This window comes from Erwinia sp. AK-PDG3-5 (genome assembly GCF_056821705.1).
Window position 1 is genome coordinate 1,612,929 of the sequence record NZ_CM165967.1, and the last position, 16,653, is coordinate 1,629,581.

Below are 16,653 nucleotides of genomic sequence, written 5' to 3' on the forward strand. Positions count from 1 at the left end.
GCTATTGTCGCGCTTTACTGCTGAGGGGAATATGAAATGGAGTGCCGTGCTGCCTGTGGGGCCTGTTGTACCGCGCCTTCAATTTCCTCACCTTTGCCGGGAATGCCGAACGGCAAACCGGCGAATACCCGCTGCATCCAGCTGGACGAACAGTCCCGCTGCAAGATTTTTAACTCACCGTTACGACCTGCGGTTTGCGCCGGATTAAAGCCGTCGCGGGAGATGTGTAAAACCAGCCATCAGGAAGCGATGATCTATCTGTTGGACCTTGAGCGCCAGACGGCACCTTAAGGCCGCATCGCTCAGGCTGCTTCTGCTGGGTCCCGCTGAGGTTCCGCGGACTGCACCTCTTTCAGCCGCCAGATGCAGCCTGTTGCCAGCACCATCATCGCCACCGCAAACCAGAATACCGCAGCATATCCCCGTATTTCGGCCACGACACCCGCCAGCGATCCACCACTAATCCAGCCCATAAGCGTCCCTTGCAGACCCTCCCACTGGTATTCAGTTCCATAAGGCAAACGCCGATTTCAGCAGCCGTCAGCAAACGCAACGGCAACCGCCTGGATTTTCCTGAAAAGGTCAGCAAAGTGTGCGTAGCATCAAAAATATGCTACGCCGTTAGCGGTAATACTTGCAACCCATTGAGGATCGGGACCAAACTCATTGAAACGTTTCAGCGTTGCCTGTTCAGCTTGTTACTCCACAGCCAGCGCTTTTTTTCTCAAATTAGCTGAAACGATTCAAATTCAGCAGAGAGGAGAACTATGTTCCAGCTAGCATTGAACGCCATTCATCCCGGTGCCATCGCCGGTAATAAAGAAGAGGCCATCCACCAGGTTGCCGCTGCATTGACTTCAGCCGGGAATGTGGCGGAAGGGTACATCAACGGGATGCTTGCCCGCGAGCAGCAGACCTCCACATACCTCGGTAACGGAATCGCTATCCCACACGGCACCACGGACACGCGTGATCTGGTGCTGCAAACGGGTGTGCAGGTATTCCAGTTCCCACAGGGGATTGCCTGGGGTGACGATCAGACGGCGTATGTGGTGATTGGTATTGCCGCCAAATCTGATGAACACCTGGCGCTGCTTCGCCAGCTGACGCACGTTCTCAGTGACGACAGCGTGGCTGAAGAGCTGAAAACCACCGATTCTGCGGAAACGCTGCGCGCCCTGTTAATGGGCGAAAAGCAGGGTACCGAATTCAAATTCGACACCTCGTTGATTGCGACCGACGTGGCCGCCAGCGACTTAATGACGTTACAGGCGCTGAACGCCGGTCGTCTGCAGCAGGCTGGCGCGGTTGATGCCAGCTTTGTCAGCAGCGTCATTTCTGGCAAGCCGCTGAATCTGGGACAGGGCATCTGGCTCAGCGACAGTACCGAAGGCAACCTGGGTAGCGCAGTGGCGGTGAGCCGCGTGGCGAATGCCTTTGATGTTGATGGTGAGAAAGCCGCGCTGCTGCTGACCGTCGCGGTGGCGGACGATAAACCAATGAGCGTGCTGAATTACCTCAGCGACCTGCTGATCCAGCAGAAAGCCGATCGCCTGTTGAGTGCGGATGCGGCGGGCATTCTGGCCTTGCTGACCAGCGAAGTCTCCGAGCTGGCCGACGTGCTGACCGAAGAGTTCACTATTCGCAACGAGCATGGTCTGCATGCCCGTCCGGGTACCGCGCTGGTGACCGTCATCAAACAGTTCAATTGTGATGTTACCGTCACCAATCTCGACGGCAGCGGCAAACCAGCTAACGGACGCAGCCTGATGAAAGTGGTTGCGCTGGGCGTCAAGAAAGGCCACCGCCTGCGCTTCACCGCCAGTGGCGAAGATGCTCAAGCCTGCCTGACCGCCATCGGTGAGGCTATCTCAGCGGGTCTGGGCGAGGGCGCATCATGAGCAGACGCGTAGCAACCATTACCCTGAACCCGGCTTATGATCTGGTGGGTTACACCCCGGAAGTTGAGCGGGGCGAAGTCAACCTGGTGAAAACCACCGGCCTGCACGCTGCCGGTAAAGGCATCAACGTCGCCAAGGTGCTGAAGGACCTCGGCATTGATGTCACCGTCGGCGGCTTCCTCGGCAAAGAGAATCAGGATGGCTTCCAGCACCTGTTCAGCGAGCTGGGCATTGCTAACCGTTTCCAGGTGGTTGAAGGCCGCACGCGCATCAACGTCAAGCTGACGGAAAAAGATGGCGACGTGACGGATCTGAACTTCTCCGGTTTTGAAGTGACGCCACAGGACTGGGAGCGTTTTACGACCGACTCTCTGACCTGGCTGGGCCAGTTCGATATGGTTTGCGTCAGCGGCAGTCTGCCGGCGGGCGTGGATCCGGATGCCTTTACCGAGTGGATGACTGCGCTGCGGACTCACTGCCCGTGCATCATCTTTGACAGCAGCCGTGAAGCGCTGGTAGCCGGACTGAAGGCTGCGCCATGGCTGGTGAAACCTAACCGCCGCGAACTGGAAATCTGGGCCGGACGTAAACTGCCTGATTTGCAGGACGTGATTGAAGCGGCTCATGCCTTGCGCGAGCAGGGTATTGCCCACGTGGTGATCTCACTGGGCGCGGAAGGCGCGCTGTGGGTCAATGCTTCAGGCGAATGGATCGCCAAACCACCGGCTTGTGAAGTCGTCAGCACAGTGGGTGCCGGGGATTCGATGGTTGGCGGGCTGATTTACGGCCTGTTAATGCGCGAATCCAGCGAGCACACGCTGCGTCTGGCAACGGCAGTGGCGGCCATGGCCGTCAGCCAGAGCAACGTGGGCGTTAAAGACCGTACCCAGTTGGCCGCGATGATGGCGCGTGTCGACCTACAACCATTTAACTGACAGCAGGAGAGCATAATGAAAACGCTGCTGATAATAGATTCTTCGCTGGGGCTGGCAACGGGCTATCTGGCAAAAAATATCACCACGGCTGCGGCGGCCAGTAAAGGCCTGACGCTGACCGACAACCTGGCCGACGCTGACCAGGTGATTGTGGCCGGGAAAAACATCCCTGCGGACGCCTCGCTGGATGGCAAAGCCATCTATCTGGCCGACATTGAACAGCTGCTGCGTCAGCCGGAAGCGGTACTGGCGAAAGCGCAGACCGACGCCAAACCCTGGCATGTGCCAGCGGTAGCGGCAACGCCGGCCAGCGCGGTCGCGACTAAAGGACCCAAACGCATTGTTGCGGTGACTGCCTGCCCAACCGGCGTGGCGCACACCTTTATGGCTGCAGAAGCCATCGATACCGAAGCGAAAAAACGCGGCTGGTGGGTGAAGGTGGAAACCCGGGGTTCGGTCGGTGCGGGCAACGCCATCACGCCGGAAGAAGTGGCAGAAGCCGATCTGGTGATTGTGGCGGCGGACATCGAAGTGGACCTGGCGAAGTTTGCCGGTAAGCCGATGTACCGCACCTCAACCGGTCTGGCGCTGAAGAAAACCGCGCAGGAACTGGATAAGGCCGTCGCGGAAGCGAAACCGTACCAACCGAAAGGCGGCGCGCAGTCTTCTTCCTCTGACGATAAGAAAGAGGGCGCGGGTGCCTACCGTCACCTGTTGACCGGCGTATCCTATATGCTGCCAATGGTGGTTGCGGGTGGTCTGAGTATCGCCCTGTCCTTCGCCTTTGGTATCACCGCCTTTAAAGAGCAGGGCACGCTGGCCGCCGCACTGATGCAGATCGGTGGCGGTAGCGCCTTCGCGCTGATGGTGCCGGTACTGGCCGGGTTTATCGCCTTCTCGATTGCTGACCGCCCGGGCCTGACGCCGGGTCTGATCGGCGGTATGTTGGCCACCAGCATCAACGCCGGTTTCCTTGGCGGGATCATCGCCGGTTTCATTGCCGGTTACGCCGCGAAATTTATCAGTAGTAAACTCAAACTTCCGCAAAGTATGGAAGCGTTGAAACCGATCCTGATTATCCCGCTGGTTGCCAGCCTGATCACCGGTCTGCTGATGATCTACGTGGTGGGTACGCCGGTGGCGAAAATCATGGAAGGCCTGACGCACTGGCTGGCGAACATGGGGACGGCGAACGCCATCCTGCTGGGCGCAATCCTCGGCGGCATGATGTGTACCGACATGGGCGGTCCGGTGAACAAAGTGGCGTATGCCTTTGGTGTGGGCTTACTGAGTTCGCAGACCTACGCACCAATGGCAGCCATCATGGCGGCCGGTATGGTGCCACCGCTGGCGATGGGGCTGGCAACGCTGGTTGCCCGTCGTAAGTTCAACAAAGGTCAGCAGGAAGGCGGCAAGGCTGCGCTGGTGCTGGGACTGTGCTTTATCTCTGAAGGCGCTATCCCGTTCGCGGCCCGTGACCCGATGCGCGTTCTGCCATGCTGTATCATTGGTGGTGCGCTGACCGGTGCAATCTCCATGGCGGTGGGTGCCAAACTGATGGCGCCGCACGGTGGATTGTTCGTCCTGTTGATTCCAGGGGCGATTACCCCGGTGATCGGTTACCTGATGGCCATTATTATCGGTACGGCGGTTGCAGGCCTGTCTTACGCGGTGTTGAAACGCCCTGAGGCAGAATTAGCGAAAGCCTGATTACTCAACCACAGGCAATAAAAAAGCGCGGGCGACCGCGCTTTTTTTATTTCTGGCTCACGGAGAATCAGCTTCTCCGTGGCATCCACCTTTTCTACCCGGCGGAACGCTGCTCTGACTTCAGCCAGGCAATCTCATCCTTCCAGATATCCGGGTTAACGGTTTCCAGAATCATCGGGATGCCGTCAAAACGTGGATCCTTCATCATCCAGCTAAACACCGTTTTGCCGATGTTACCTTCACCGAGGCTGTGATGGCGGTCAACGCGGCTGGCGAAGGCACTTTTCGCGTCATTCAGGTGCATGCCACGCAGATACTGGAAACCGACAATACCTTCAAATTCGGCGAAGGTATTGATGCACGCTTCTTCGGTACGCAGATCGTAACCACCGGCAAAGGCGTGGCAGGTATCAATGCAGACGCCGACGCGGGACTTGTCTTCCACGCCATCAATGATCGCAGCAAGATGTTCAAAGCGGAAGCCGAGGTTGCTGCCCTGGCCGGCGGTATTTTCGATCACCGCAGTCACACCCTGGGTTTTATCCAGCGCAATGTTGATCGACTCGGCGATGCGCTTCAGGCAGTCATCCTCTTCGATCTGATGCAGGTGGCTACCGGGATGGAAGTTCAGCAGCGACAGGCCAAGCTGCTCGCAGCGTTGCAGTTCGTCGAGGAAGGCATCGCGGGATTTCTCCAGCGCTTCGGTCACCGGGTGACCCAGGTTAATCAGGTAGCTGTCGTGCGGCAGGATCTGCGCGGAGGTGTAGTTATACTTCTCGCAGGCCGCACGGAAGGCGGAAATAACCTCATCAGTCAGCGGGGCTGCCCGCCACTGGCGCTGATTTTTGGTAAACAGCGCAAAGGCAGTGGCTTCGAGTTCATGTGCGCGCAGCACCGCTTGATCCACACCGCCAGCCGCGCTGACGTGGGCACCGATATATTTCATGCCGTTCTCCTGTTATTGGGCTGCATCAAAGGACGCGAGCGGGCAATGATAACCGGAAACGGTGGGAAGTTATGACAACAAATGCGGGATCAGCAGGTTAATCGCGCCACCGCCGACCATCAGCCAGATAAACAGCACCAGCCCTAACAGCAGCGGCTTCAATCCGGCCTTTTTCAGCGAGCTGAGTCGGGTGGTCAGGCCCAGTGCGGCCATGGCGGTTGCCAGCACAATATTATCAATTTGATTCAGGGTGTTCACCACCGGCTGAGGCAGCAGGTGCAGCGAGTTGAACATCGCCACGGCGATAAACACCAGCGCAAACCAGGGGAAACGTAGCGGGCTCGGGTTGCTGTTTCCACCGGGAGCGGACCGACGCATTCTGCTGCTCAGTAACAGCAGGAAGGGCGCCAGCATCATCACCCGCAGCATTTTCGCGATCACCGCAGTATTTTCCGTTTCCGGGCTGACCGCATGTCCGGCCGCCACTACCTGTGCGACTTCATGCAGGGTTGAGCCGGTAAACACGCCCCAGCTGGCTGGCGTAATGCTGGTGAACAGCGATGCCGCAAGGGGATAAAGCAGCGGGTAGATAAAGATCGCCAGCGTACCGAAAATCACCACGGTCGCGATAGCCACCGCCACTTTAGAGGCATCTGCTTTAATCACCGGCTCGGTGGCCAGGATCGCTGCTGCGCCACAGATGCTGCTGCCGGCTCCAATCAACCACACCGTATCGCGATCTAATCCAAACACCCGGCGTCCCAGCCAGCAGGCGAGAAAGAAGGTCGAACTCAGCGTAAGCACATCGATCAGCACGCCGCTAATACCGACATCGGCGATTTGCTGGAACGTCAGGCGGAAGCCATAGAGGATAATCCCCAGTCGCAGCAGCTGCTGTTTCGCGAGGATGACGCCCGGATCGCAGCTGACGGCGAGGCGCGGGTAGAGGGTATTGCCAGCGACTATCCCGGCGACAATAGCCAGCGTCAGGGCACCCAGTCCGAGCGCGGCAACGGAAGGCAACGTTCCCAGCCAGGTTGCGCCCGCTGCCAGTATTAAGGCTAGCAGTAATCCAGCCGCATAACGGCCAGGCTTAAGTTTTGGGTGGTGTAGCGTCAGGGTCGTCATGGCAAGCTCCTTTTCAATACGGACAGCATGGAGAAAGGTGGCTTAAAAGAGAAATTGATTATATATTTATAATTAACCACTATAAGTGATAGATGATCTTTCCCCCTATGGCGCAAGGGCATAACCAGCCAGCCGGGGCAGGGCAGCGATCGAGGAGAAACAATGCACATCACGTTACGGCAGCTGGAAGTGTTTGCCGAAGTCCTGAAAAGTGGCTCGACAACCCAGGCATCCCAGGTGTTGTCGCTGTCGCAATCTGCGGTGAGTGCCGCACTGGCCGATCTTGAGGGCCAGCTCAACGTACAGCTATTCGATCGCGTCGGTAAGCGGCTGGTGGTCAATGAACATGGCCGCCTGCTGTATCCCCGCACCGTGGCGCTGCTTGAGCAGGCAACCGAAATCGAACAGCTGTTCCGCGAGGATAATGGTGCGCTGCGTGTGTATGCCAGCAGCACCATCGGTAACTATTTGCTGCCCGGCATGCTCGCCGGCTGGCGCAAGGACTATCCCGATCTGCCGCTGGAACTTAGCGTTGGCAACAGCCAGGATGTGATCACTGCGGTAGCGGATTTCCGGGTGGATATTGGCCTGATTGAAGGCCCGTGCCATATGAGTGAAATCATCAGTGAACCCTGGCTGGAAGATGAGCTGGTGGTGTTTGCCGCCCCCGATGCGGAAATCTTTGCCCAACCGGTTACCCTGGAAACCCTGGCCGCTGCCGCCTGGATTTTACGCGAGCACGGCTCCGGTACCCGCGAAATTGTCGACTATTTGCTGCTGTCTCATCTGCCGCAGTTCAAGCTGGCGCTGGAACTCGGCAACTCCGAAGCGATTAAACATGCCGTCCGCCATGGCATGGGGATCAGCTGTCTTTCACGGCGGGTGATCGCCGAACAGCTGGCGGTGGGCACCTTAAAAGAAGTGCCGGTGCCGTTACCCAAACTGAAGCGCACGCTGTACCGCATTCACCATAAGCAGAAGCATCTGTCCAAGTCGCTGCTGCGCTTTTTAAGTTACTGCACCGAGTAAAATTTCCCTTATGTCCCCGGCTCAGGCAGGGGATAACGCCAGTTGGCCTGCCTTTTTGAGGGGAAAAGACGCTGGAACTAATAATCCGGCGGCAATCATGAAGCTATCTTATAACGTGGCGGAATCACTAGGCGAGACCGGTCAGTTTGCTACAATCGCGCCTCATTTTTCCAAGGACGCAGCATTTCAAGATGGTTCAGGACACAAAAACAACAGAACAACCTGCGCTAAGGCGTGAGTTAAAAGCGCGTCATCTGACGATGATCGCCATCGGCGGATCCATTGGCACCGGTTTATTCGTGGCCTCAGGCGCGACAATTTCTCAGGCGGGCCCGGGCGGCGCGCTGCTCTCCTATATGCTGATCGGCCTGATGGTCTATTTCCTGATGACCAGCCTCGGCGAACTGGCGGCCTTTATGCCGGTCTCTGGCTCCTTCTCGACTTACGGCGCCAACTATGTGGAAGAGGGCTTCGGCTTCGCGCTGGGCTGGAACTACTGGTACAACTGGGCAGTGACCATTGCTGTTGACCTTGTGGCTTCGCAGCTGGTGATGACCTACTGGTTCCCGGACACCCCAGGCTGGATCTGGAGCGCGTTATTCCTCTGCGTGATCTTCCTGCTGAACTACATCTCGGTAAAAGGCTTCGGTGAAGCGGAATACTGGTTCTCGTTAATCAAGGTGGTGACCGTTATCGTCTTTATCGTGGTGGGTGTGCTGATGATTGTTGGCATCCTGCGCGGCGGTGAGACGGCGGGCTGGCATAACTGGCAGATTGGCGATGCGCCCTTTGCCGGCGGCTTCTCGGCGATGATTGGGGTGGCGATGATCGTCGGCTTCTCCTTCCAGGGCACCGAGCTGATTGGTATCGCCGCCGGTGAGTCTGAAGACCCGGCGAAAAATATCCCGCGCGCGGTGCGTCAGGTGTTCTGGCGTATCCTGCTGTTCTATGTGTTTGCGATTCTGGTGATCAGCCTGATCATTCCGTATACCGACCCAAGCCTGCTGCGTAATAACGTGACCGATATCAGCATCAGCCCGTTCACGCTGGTGTTCAAACACGCGGGCTTACTGTCTGCGGCTGCGGTAATGAACGCGGTGATCCTGACCGCCGTGCTGTCAGCCGGTAACTCAGGCATGTATGCCTCAACGCGCATGCTGTTTAACCTGGCCCGCGAAGGCAAAGCGCCGCGCATCTTTGGCAAACTGTCCGCCGGCGGCGTGCCGCGCAATGCCCTGTACGCCACCACGGTGGTTGCCGGGCTGTGCTTCCTGACCTCGATGTTTGGCAACCAGAGCGTCTATATTTGGCTGCTGAACACCTCGGGCATGACCGGCTTTATCGCCTGGTTAGGCATTGCCATTAGCCATTACCGCTTCCGCCGTGGCTATGTTGCGCAGGGACTGGATCTGGCCGACCTGCCTTACCGCTCCGGCTTCTTCCCGCTGGGCCCGATCTTCGCCTTTGTGCTCTGTCTGATCATTACGCTGGGGCAGAACTATCAGGCCTTCCTGTCGGATCGCATTGACTGGTATGGCGTGGCGGCGACCTACATCGGTATTCCGCTGTTCCTGATTATCTGGTTCGGCTTCAAGTTGACGCGGAAAACCCGTTTTGTGAAGTACAGCGAAATGGAGTTCCCGAAATATACCGGTAAGTAGTTGCCGGAAAATGAACAAGGCGCGGATCCCGCGCCTTTTTTGTTTGTAAGGAGTTATTACAAATATTATTGATAACTATTATCATTTGCTTTATTGTTACCGCCGTTACTTTTTCTTCTTTGCTAAGGAATCAGGCGTGGAAAATTTAAGCGGGTTAGTGATCAAAAAAATCGCAGTATCGTTGACGTTACTGGCGCTGACGGCAGGCAGCAGTTGGGCTGCAACCGTCACAGACATTGCCGGACGTGAAGTGACGCTGCCGGAAAAAACCGACCGGATCCTGCTCGGTGAAGGGCGGTTGTTTTACGCCGTATCGCTGCTTGAAGGGCAGAAGCCTGTTGACCGCATCGTGGGTTGGCAGGGCGATTTCCGTAAACTGGACACCCAGACCTACGCGGAATACCGCAAAAAATTCCCAAAAATTGATAATATTCCCCTGATTGGCCACACCACCGCCGACAGCATCAGCCCGGAAAAAGTGCTGACGCTGAACCCGGACGTGGCCATTTTTGGCTTATCCGGCCATGGGCCGGGCCGCAGCAGCGAGCTGGTCAGTCAGCTTGAAAGCGCCGGTGTGCCGGTGGTGTTTATCGATTTCCGTGCAAATCCGCTTAAAAATACCGTCCCCAGCATGCGGGTGCTGGGCAAAGTGTTGCACCGCGAACAGGAAGCCGAGAACTACATCAGCTTCTATCAGCAGAACCTTAAGCGGGTGACCGACATCACCAGCAACATCCCGGCTGCCGATAAGCCTTCGGTGTTTATAGAGCTGCGCGCGGCCTCGATGCCCGAGTGTTGCGGTACCGCAGGAAAAGGCAATATGGGCGACTTTATTGACCTCGCCGGCGGCAACAATATCGCCCGCGACCTGTTACCCGGCCCGCTGGGTACGGTTAACCTGGAAAAGGTGATCGCCAGCCAGCCGAAGATTTATATCGCCAGCGGCGGTAAAGCGCCCGGTGCTGCCGGACCGGGCATTAAGCTTGGCGCGCAGGTAAGCCAACAAGAAGCGCAATCCAGTCTGGCCACCGTATTGAAGCGCACGGGCATTAACCAGTTGGATGCGGTGAAAGAAGGACGCAGTTACGCTATCTGGCATAATTTTTACAATTCGCCGTATAACATCCTGGCTATCCAGGCGTTTGCCAAATGGTTTTACCCCGAGCAGTTCGCTGACCTCGATGTCGCCGCTACTGAGAAACAGCTTTATCAGCAGTTTCTGGCGGTGCCACCAACGGGCACTTACTGGACTGAAACCGAGTAATTACAGGTATTGAGAATGAGTGTGACCCACGACCCGGTGCAGTACGCCGAAAAGCCCCAAGCCGAAGGCGTGATGGGCCGTTACCATCATATGTTGCGTCATCGTCTGCTGATGATGAGTGTATTGGTGCTGGCAATCCTCGCCTCGCTGGTGCTGGATTTTACCCTCGGCCCGTCCGGCCTGACGCTGGACACCTTGTGGCGCACGCTGCTGTCACGGGAATCGGTTGATGCCGGCACGCGCGTTATCGTCTGGGACATTCGTCTGCCTTATGCCCTGATGGCGGTGGTGGTGGGTCTGGCGCTGGGTCTGGCGGGGGCAGAGATGCAAACTATCCTGAATAACCCGCTGGCCAGCCCGTTTACGCTGGGCGTTTCCTCTGCGGCGGCTTTTGGCGCCGCACTGGCCATCGTGCTGGGTATCGGTCTTCCGGGGATCCCCGATCAGTGGTTCATTTCGGCTAACGCCTTTGTCTTTGCGCTGTTTGCCGCATTAATGCTGGATGGCGTGACGCGCTGGACGCGGGTAGCGACCTCGGGCGTGGTGCTGTTCGGTATCGCGCTGGTATTTACCTTTAATGCGCTGGTGTCGATGATGCAGTTTATCGCCAGTGAAGACACGCTTCAGGGCCTGGTGTTCTGGACCATGGGCAGCCTGGCGAGAGCCTCGTGGGATAAGCTGGGCGTGCTGACGCTGGCCTTTGCCATTCTGGTGCCGTTCTCAATGATGAGTTCCTGGAAGCTGACCGCGCTGCGCCTGGGTGAGGATCGCGCCGTCAGCTTTGGCATTGATGTCCGCCGTCTGCGTCTGGGTACGCTGCTGCGCATCAGTATTCTTTCCGCGCTGGCGGTGGCCTTTGTTGGCCCGATCGGCTTTATTGGCCTGGTCGCGCCGCACATCGCACGAATGATCTTTGGTGAAGACCACCGCTTCTACCTGCCAGCCAGTGCGCTGACCGGTGCGCTGGTCCTGTCGATGGCCTCGGTGGTGTCGAAAAACCTGATCCCAGGCGTGATCATCCCGGTGGGTATCGTCACCTCGCTGGTGGGCGTGCCGTTCTTCCTGAGTATTATTCTGCGTCACCGGGGGACAGTCTGATGGAAGGCTTACGTATCACTGGGTTCCATGCCGGTTACCCAAAACGCAAAATTATCAGCGACCTGAACGTGCCGCTGTTGCCGCGAGGCAAAATCACCGTGTTGCTGGGGCCAAATGGCTGTGGCAAATCCACGCTGCTGCGCTCGCTGGCCGGTCTCAACCGCGCCGAAGGCGAAGTCTGGCTGAACGGCACGGAGCTGATGTCCCAGCCGTTTGCCCGCCGTGCAGAGAAGGTGGTTTATCTGCCGCAGTCGCTGCCTGCCGGCGTGCATCTGCATGTGCTGGAATCCATCATCGTGGCACAGCGTGCTTCCGGTGGCCGCAGCAGCGCCGCCAGCGAAGCCGAAGTGATGTCGGTGCTGGAGCAGTTGGGGATTGCCCATCTGGCCTTGAGCTATCTGGATCAACTTTCCGGTGGGCAAAAACAGCTGGTCGGTCTGGCGCAATCCTTAATTCGTCGGCCTGAGCTGTTATTACTCGATGAGCCCCTCAGCGCATTGGATTTAAATTATCAATTTCACGTAATGGATTTGGTGCGCAGAGAAACGCAGAAAAGAAATATTATTACGGTGGTGGTGGTGCACGATATTAATATCGCCCTGCGTCACGGTGAGCACGTATTAATGCTGCAAAATGGTGAGTTAATTGCCGATGGCTTGCCGGAAGAAGTGATCACCCCGGCCAGCCTGGCCAGAGTCTATGGCGTCAAGGGCCGCATCGAGCGCTGCACGCGGGGAACCCCGCAGGTGCTGATTGATGGCCTGGTGACGGAACCGATGCTGTAATTATTCTGTCTGGCAAGACACCTGCAAAGGGCGGAACTTTTCCGCCCACTATTATAAAGATAAAAAACAAACCGGAAGATACCGGGATGATTAAGCAGAGAACACTCTGCGGTTTTCGTGTGAGCAAAAGGTATTGATAACACTATTTTAAAATGCGCCTCATGGAGAATAGCATGTTCAGGTTGAATCCCGTTGTCCGCTGCGGGCTATGCGCGTCTGCGCTGGCCTTCACCTTTCCGGTAGCCGCGGAAGAAGCGGAAAAGAAAGAAGAAGACACCCTGGTCGTCACGGCCTCTGCCGTAGAAGTGAATTTAAAAGAGGCTCCCGCCAGTATCAGCGTTATTACCGCCGACGATATAAAACGCCGGCCGGTGCAGAATCTCAGGGACGTATTGCGTGATGTGCCTGGCGTTCAGCTCACCAACGAAGGGGACAACCGCAAAGGCGTCAGCCTGCGTGGCCTCGACAGCAGCTACACCTTGATCCTGATTGACGGCAAGCGCGTCAATTCCCGCAATGCCGTTTTCCGCCATAACGACTTCGATCTGAACTGGATCCCCGCGGATGCCATTGAGCGCATCGAAGTGGTGCGTGGGCCGATGTCCTCCCTGTATGGCTCGGACGCGCTGGGCGGCGTGGTCAACATCATCACGCGCAAGGTCGGTAAAGCCTGGCACGGTACGTTGAGTGCGGATACCACGGTGCAGGAACACCGCGATCGTGGCGACAGCTACAACGGTAACTTCTTCACCAGCGGGCCGCTGATTGATGATTTGCTGGGGGTGAAACTCTACGGCAGCCTGGGCAAGCGTGAAAAGGATGCACAGCAGGCCTCTTCCACCTCAACCACCGGCCTAAGCCCGCGTATAGAAGGCTATACCGCGCGCGATGGCAATGTCGAGTTCGCGCTCACGCCGACCGACAGCCAGAACATGACCTTCGGCTACGGCTTCGATCGTCAGGATCGTGATTCCGATTCGCTGGACAAAAACCGCCTGGAGCGGCAGAACTATTCTGTTGGTCATGATGGCCGCTGGGGATGGGGCAACACCGAGCTGCGCTTTTACGGTGACCAGGTGGATAACTACACCAGCGGGCAGAATATTATCGCTAAAAACAACTCGCTGGATGGCAAGCTGATCCTGCCGTTGGCTGAGATTAACCAGCTGCTGACCTTTGGCGGGGAAGTGCGTCACGACAAGCTGCAGGACCCGGTCAATCTGTCCGGCAGCGGGTCGACCTCCGCCAGCCAGTATGCGCTGTTTGTGGAAGATGAATGGCGGATCTTTGATTCGCTGGCGCTGACCACCGGCGTACGTATGGACGATCACCAAACCTATGGCGATCACTGGAGTCCGCGCGCGTATCTGGTCTATAACGCCAGCGATACCGTGACGGTAAAAGGCGGCTGGGCCAACGCCTTCAAAGCGCCTTCGTTGTTGCAGCTGAGCCCGGACTGGCAGACCAATTCCTGCCGTGGCAGCTGTGCGGTTGTCGGTAGCCCTGAGCTGAAGCCTGAAACCAGCGAAAGTTTTGAATTGGGGATCTACTATGCCGGTGAAGACGGGCTGCTGGATGGCGTGACCGGCAGCATTACCGCTTTCCAGAACAATATCGACGATATGATCAACATCTCCCGTACCGCATCCACCAGCCTCGCACCTGGCTACAGCAACTTTGTCGGGTTTGATGCCAGTGGCCGGCCGGTATTCCGTTATTACAACGTGGACAAAGCGCGGATCACCGGGCTGGAAACAGAATTGAAGATCCCGTTTGATGATGCCTGGAAGCTGACGCTGAATTACACCTATACCGATGGGCGTGATATCAGCGGCGGCGGCAATAAACCGCTGGAGCAGCTGCCGCTGCATACCGCAAACGGCACGCTGGACTGGGCGCCCTTGCAGGACTGGTCATTCTATCTGCAGGCTAACTACTCTGGCGAGCGGCGGACGTTGAATAATGATGGCTTAACGCCGGGCGGCTATGTGCTGTGGAATACCGGTGCATCGTGGCAGGCCAGCAAAGCCGTTAAGCTAAGGGCTGGCGTGTTAAACCTCGGGGATAAGGATTTGAACCGCGACAGTTACAGCTATAACGAAGATGGCCGTCGTTACTTTGCTGCGGTGGATTACACTTTCTGATCGCCGTAATGACAGGAATAAGCAGCCGGGCAATGCCCGGCTGTTTTTTTATGCCAGCAGATACTGCGCATGGAAGCGCAGATGGTCTTCAACGAAACTGGCGATGAAGAAATAGCTGTGGTCGTAACCAGGCTGGATGCGCACGTTGAGCGGGAAGCCCTTTTCACGCGCAATATCATCAAGCCGCTCAGGATGCAGTTGATCGGCGAGGAACTGGTCGCTGTCACCCTGATCGATCAGCATCGGCACCTTCGCCGTGGTCTGACGCATCAGCCAGCAGCTGTCGTACTGACACCAGGCCTGAGTGTCATCACCCAGATAGCTGCTGAACGCCTTTTGTCCCCACGGTACTTCCGCCGGGTTAACAATCGGTGCAAACGCGGAGGCAGAGGTGAACTTCTGCGGGTTACGCAGCGCCAGCATAATCGCGCCGTGACCGCCCATTGAGTGCCCCATAATGGCCTGACGATCGCTGACGTTAAAGTTACCGGCGATCAGCGCAGGCAACTCTTCATTCAGGTAATCGTACATGCGGAAATGCGCGTTCCACGGCGCCTGGGTGGCATTGAGATAGAATCCCGCGCCCTGGCCCAGGTCGTAACCTTCGTCGTTCGGTACACCTTCACCACGCGGGCTGGTGTCCGGCATCACCAGTACGATCCCTAACTCCGCAGCCATGCGCTGAGCGCCTGACTTGGTGGAGAAGTTCTCGTCGGTACAGGTCAGACCCGCCAGGAAATAGAGTACCGGCGGTGGTGCATCGCGCTTCGGCCCGGGCAGAAATATGCTGAAGGTCATCGCGCAGTTCAGCGAGGTGGACGGATGGCGATAACGCTGCTGCCAGCCGCCAAACATTCGGTGTTCTTCAAGTAGCTCCAGAGTGGATGGCATCAATCCTCCTGATTTATTTTTTAAAATGCACCACTGAACGGATCGATTTGCCTTCATGCATCAGCTCAAAGGCGTCGTTGATCTCTTCCAGCGGCATAGTGTGGGTAATAAAGTCGTTAAGCTGGAATTCGCCGTCCAGATAACGTTGCACAATGCCCGGCAGCTGTGAGCGGCCCTTAACGCCACCGAAAGCAGAACCCCGCCATACGCGGCCGGTCACCAGCTGGAATGGTCGGGTTGAAATCTCTTCGCCAGCACCGGCGACACCGATGATCACCGACTCGCCCCAGCCTTTATGACAGCATTCCAGCGCGGAACGCATCACGTTGACGTTACCGATACATTCGAAGGAGAAGTCGACGCCACCGTCGGTCATCTCAACGATCACTTCCTGAATCGGCTTGTCGAAATCTTTCGGGTTGATCAGGTCGGTTGCGCCCAGTTTGGTCGCCAGGTCGTATTTGCTGGTATTGATATCAATGCCGATGATGCGGCCGGCTTTCGCCATTTTTGCGCCGATAATCGCCGACAGACCAATGCCGCCCAGGCCGAAGATGGCAACGGTATCGCCTTCTTTCACCTTGGCAGTATTCATCACCGCACCCATACCGGTGGTGACGCCACAGCCCAGCAGGCAGACTTCTTCCAGCGGGGCGTCTTTGCCGATCACCGCCAGGGAGATTTCGGGGACAACGGTGTATTCGGAGAAGGTCGAGGTGCCCATGTAATGGAAGATAGGCTTGCCGTCTTTAAAGAAGCGGGTGGTGCCGTCTGGCATCAGGCCTTTGCCCTGGGTGGCGCGGATCGCCTGACACAGGTTGGTTTTGCCGGACAGACAGTATTTACACTGGCCGCATTCCGGGGTGTACAGCGGGATAACATGGTCGCCAACGGCAACGCTGGTCACGCCTTCACCAATCGCTTCCACCACGCCGCCGCCTTCATGGCCGAGGATCGCCGGGAACACGCCTTCAGGATCTTTGCCTGACAGGGTGTAAGCATCGGTATGGCAAACGCCGGTCGCGACGATACGCACCAGCACTTCGCCTTTCTGCGGTGGCATCAGGTCCACTTCCTCAATAGAAAGCGGTTCACCCGCAGCCCAGGCTACCGCCGCGCGCGTCTTAATCATTTGCATCTAATTTTTCCTCTGAGAGAGTG

15 protein-coding genes are annotated in these 16,653 nt (G+C 57.2%); 10 read left to right on the forward strand and 5 right to left on the reverse strand.

Features of this window, described 5'->3' with window-relative positions:
* Positions 1-36 precede the first annotated feature (36 nt).
* A complete protein-coding gene (locus tag AC1UKS_RS07310; RefSeq protein ID WP_482436234.1) occupies positions 37-291 on the forward strand; it encodes a YkgJ family cysteine cluster protein in 255 nt (84 codons plus the stop codon).
* A gap of 11 nt (positions 292-302) precedes the next feature.
* Here the strand turns inward: AC1UKS_RS07310 and AC1UKS_RS07315 are convergent, their stop codons facing one another.
* On the reverse strand, positions 303-473 hold the full coding sequence (locus AC1UKS_RS07315; protein WP_482436235.1) for a hypothetical protein: 171 nt from the start codon (positions 471-473) through the stop codon (positions 303-305).
* A 294-nt stretch (positions 474-767) separates the two neighbouring features.
* Between AC1UKS_RS07315 and fruB the strand changes: the two genes are divergently transcribed.
* From fruB to fruA, 3 genes are read left to right on the forward strand one after another with little or no spacing between them, the layout of a single operon-like run.
* Positions 768-1,901: a fused PTS fructose transporter subunit IIA/HPr protein gene (gene fruB, locus AC1UKS_RS07320; RefSeq protein ID WP_482436236.1), complete on the forward strand. Its 1,134-nt coding sequence runs from the start codon at positions 768-770 to the stop codon at positions 1,899-1,901.
* Entirely contained in the window at positions 1,898-2,836 is a 939-nt protein-coding gene (gene fruK / locus AC1UKS_RS07325; RefSeq protein ID WP_013203017.1) for a 1-phosphofructokinase, read from the forward strand. Before fruB ends, fruK begins: the two co-directional genes overlap by 4 nt.
* A 15-nt stretch (positions 2,837-2,851) precedes the next feature.
* Positions 2,852-4,546, forward strand: a complete 1,695-nt coding sequence (gene fruA, locus AC1UKS_RS07330) for a PTS fructose transporter subunit IIBC (RefSeq protein WP_482436237.1) — start codon at positions 2,852-2,854, stop codon at positions 4,544-4,546.
* A 94-nt stretch (positions 4,547-4,640) separates the two neighbouring features.
* Here the strand turns inward: fruA and nfo are convergent, their stop codons facing one another.
* Positions 4,641-5,492, reverse strand: a complete 852-nt coding sequence (nfo, locus tag AC1UKS_RS07335; RefSeq protein ID WP_265911048.1) for a deoxyribonuclease IV — start codon at positions 5,490-5,492, stop codon at positions 4,641-4,643.
* Between the two features lie 69 nt (positions 5,493-5,561).
* Positions 5,562-6,620: a YeiH family putative sulfate export transporter gene (locus AC1UKS_RS07340; protein ID WP_482436238.1), complete on the reverse strand. Its 1,059-nt coding sequence runs from the start codon at positions 6,618-6,620 to the stop codon at positions 5,562-5,564.
* Positions 6,621-6,782: 162 nt separating this feature from the next.
* On the opposite strand from AC1UKS_RS07340, the gene yieE reads away from it, so the two are divergent.
* The 6 genes from yieE to cirA all read left to right on the forward strand — a co-directional run bounded on the left by yieE (position 6,783) and on the right by cirA (position 14,601).
* The gene (yieE, locus tag AC1UKS_RS07345) at positions 6,783-7,649 is read left to right on the forward strand and encodes a DNA-binding transcriptional regulator YeiE (RefSeq protein ID WP_013203013.1); all 867 of its coding nucleotides are present in this window, start codon (positions 6,783-6,785) and stop codon (positions 7,647-7,649) included.
* Between the two features lie 191 nt (positions 7,650-7,840).
* Complete coding sequence (locus AC1UKS_RS07350; RefSeq protein ID WP_013203012.1) at positions 7,841-9,310, forward strand: amino acid permease; 1,470 nt, start codon at positions 7,841-7,843, stop codon at positions 9,308-9,310.
* 136 nt (positions 9,311-9,446) lie between these two features.
* A complete protein-coding gene (locus AC1UKS_RS07355) occupies positions 9,447-10,574 on the forward strand; it encodes an ABC transporter substrate-binding protein (RefSeq protein WP_482436239.1) in 1,128 nt (375 codons plus the stop codon).
* 15 nt (positions 10,575-10,589) lie between these two features.
* Positions 10,590-11,672: a FecCD family ABC transporter permease gene (locus tag AC1UKS_RS07360; RefSeq protein WP_482436240.1), complete on the forward strand. Its 1,083-nt coding sequence runs from the start codon at positions 10,590-10,592 to the stop codon at positions 11,670-11,672.
* Positions 11,669-12,457 (forward strand): ABC transporter ATP-binding protein, encoded by a 789-nt coding sequence (locus AC1UKS_RS07365; protein ID WP_265911376.1) that lies wholly within the window; start codon positions 11,669-11,671, stop codon positions 12,455-12,457. Before AC1UKS_RS07360 ends, AC1UKS_RS07365 begins: the two co-directional genes overlap by 4 nt.
* Before the next feature lie 173 nt (positions 12,458-12,630).
* Positions 12,631-14,601, forward strand: coding sequence for a catecholate siderophore receptor CirA (gene cirA, locus AC1UKS_RS07370; protein ID WP_482436241.1), 1,971 nt, complete (start codon positions 12,631-12,633; stop codon positions 14,599-14,601).
* Positions 14,602-14,649: 48 nt separating this feature from the next.
* On the opposite strand, the gene fghA is transcribed toward cirA, so the two are convergent.
* Both fghA and AC1UKS_RS07380 read right to left on the reverse strand, forming a co-directional pair.
* Positions 14,650-15,492, reverse strand: a complete 843-nt coding sequence (gene fghA / locus AC1UKS_RS07375) for an S-formylglutathione hydrolase (RefSeq protein WP_265911041.1) — start codon at positions 15,490-15,492, stop codon at positions 14,650-14,652.
* A gap of 13 nt (positions 15,493-15,505) precedes the next feature.
* Complete coding sequence (locus AC1UKS_RS07380; protein WP_482436242.1) at positions 15,506-16,630, reverse strand: S-(hydroxymethyl)glutathione dehydrogenase/class III alcohol dehydrogenase; 1,125 nt, start codon at positions 16,628-16,630, stop codon at positions 15,506-15,508.
* Positions 16,631-16,653: the final 23 nt, after the last annotated feature.

Bases quoted from the DNA above. Each gene is read 5' to 3' on its own strand.
- fruB (WP_482436236.1), top strand. From the start codon at position 768: ATGTTCCAGCTAGCATTGAACGCCATTCATCCCGGTGCCATCGCCGGT.
- AC1UKS_RS07350 (WP_013203012.1), top strand. From the start codon at position 7,841: ATGGTTCAGGACACAAAAACAACAGAACAACCTGCGCTAAGGCGTGAG.
- AC1UKS_RS07360 (WP_482436240.1), top strand. From the start codon at position 10,590: ATGAGTGTGACCCACGACCCGGTGCAGTACGCCGAAAAGCCCCAAGCC.
- AC1UKS_RS07380 (WP_482436242.1), bottom strand. From the start codon at position 16,630: ATGCAAATGATTAAGACGCGCGCGGCGGTAGCCTGGGCTGCGGGTGAA.
- yieE (WP_013203013.1), top strand. From the start codon at position 6,783: ATGCACATCACGTTACGGCAGCTGGAAGTGTTTGCCGAAGTCCTGAAA.
- fghA (WP_265911041.1), bottom strand. From the start codon at position 15,492: ATGCCATCCACTCTGGAGCTACTTGAAGAACACCGAATGTTTGGCGGC.
- AC1UKS_RS07310 (WP_482436234.1), top strand. From the start codon at position 37: ATGGAGTGCCGTGCTGCCTGTGGGGCCTGTTGTACCGCGCCTTCAATT.
- AC1UKS_RS07340 (WP_482436238.1), bottom strand. From the start codon at position 6,620: ATGACGACCCTGACGCTACACCACCCAAAACTTAAGCCTGGCCGTTAT.
- fruK (WP_013203017.1), top strand. From the start codon at position 1,898: ATGAGCAGACGCGTAGCAACCATTACCCTGAACCCGGCTTATGATCTG.
- cirA (WP_482436241.1), top strand. From the start codon at position 12,631: ATGTTCAGGTTGAATCCCGTTGTCCGCTGCGGGCTATGCGCGTCTGCG.
- AC1UKS_RS07315 (WP_482436235.1), bottom strand. From the start codon at position 473: ATGGGCTGGATTAGTGGTGGATCGCTGGCGGGTGTCGTGGCCGAAATA.
- fruA (WP_482436237.1), top strand. From the start codon at position 2,852: ATGAAAACGCTGCTGATAATAGATTCTTCGCTGGGGCTGGCAACGGGC.
- nfo (WP_265911048.1), bottom strand. From the start codon at position 5,492: ATGAAATATATCGGTGCCCACGTCAGCGCGGCTGGCGGTGTGGATCAA.